The 628-nt window shown below is 60.0% G+C and carries 2 protein-coding genes; both read left to right on the top strand.

Going from position 1 to position 628, the window contains the following annotated elements:
• On the top strand, window positions 1-324 hold a 324-nt coding region (locus JNK74_29310; GenBank protein MBL7650275.1), incomplete at its 5' end, for a metal ABC transporter permease.
• A gap of 148 nt (window positions 325-472) precedes the next feature.
• Window positions 473-628 (top strand): PAS domain S-box protein (locus JNK74_29305; protein MBL7650274.1); only part of this gene is annotated, 156 nt, incomplete at its 3' end.

Below are 628 nucleotides of genomic sequence, written 5' to 3'. Positions count from 1 at the left end.
CTGCTCAAAAATCCGCCCATCCTGATCTTCGACGAAGCCACCTCGGCACTTGATTCGGCTACCGAGCGAGCCATCCAGGGGCAACTCGAACAGGTCGCCCGGGGCCGCACCACGCTGGTCATTGCCCACCGCCTATCGACGGTAATGAGCGCTGACGAAATCCTGGTGATGGACGATGGCCGGATTGTCGAACGGGGCCGCCACCGGGATCTGCTTTCCGCCGCGGGCACCTACGCCCGCATGTGGACCCTGCAGCAACAGGAAGAGCAAGCGGCGCCGGAATCCTCGGCGACAAGCAGCCCCTCCGGCCGAGACGACGCCTGAAATCCCGTCGGCGAAACATTCGGGCAACAACGAATCACCGGCTGCGTGTTAGCATTGCCAAAGGTCATAGGTACGGGATCATCCGGTTGCCGCGTGGTGTCATTCCCCAGCTCCCGCGTTTTGCCCCAAATGAAGACATGATCGAATCATGGCGATGACACAGAACACGATGAAGGTGCTTGCGGTAGACGACAACCGCACCAATCTTCACATCCTGCAGGTGTTCCTCAAAAAGCTCGGTCACGAGGTCATCGTCGCCGAGAACGGCGAGGAAGCTGTGCGTCGTTTCGCTGAGGAAATGCCT

The sequence above is a fragment of the Candidatus Hydrogenedentota bacterium genome, assembly GCA_016791475.1.
Taxonomy (GTDB): domain Bacteria; phylum Hydrogenedentota; class Hydrogenedentia; order Hydrogenedentales; family JAEUWI01; genus JAEUWI01.
The sequence above is the reverse complement of the archived record's forward strand: the minus strand, read 5'-3'. Positions and strand labels throughout refer to the sequence as shown.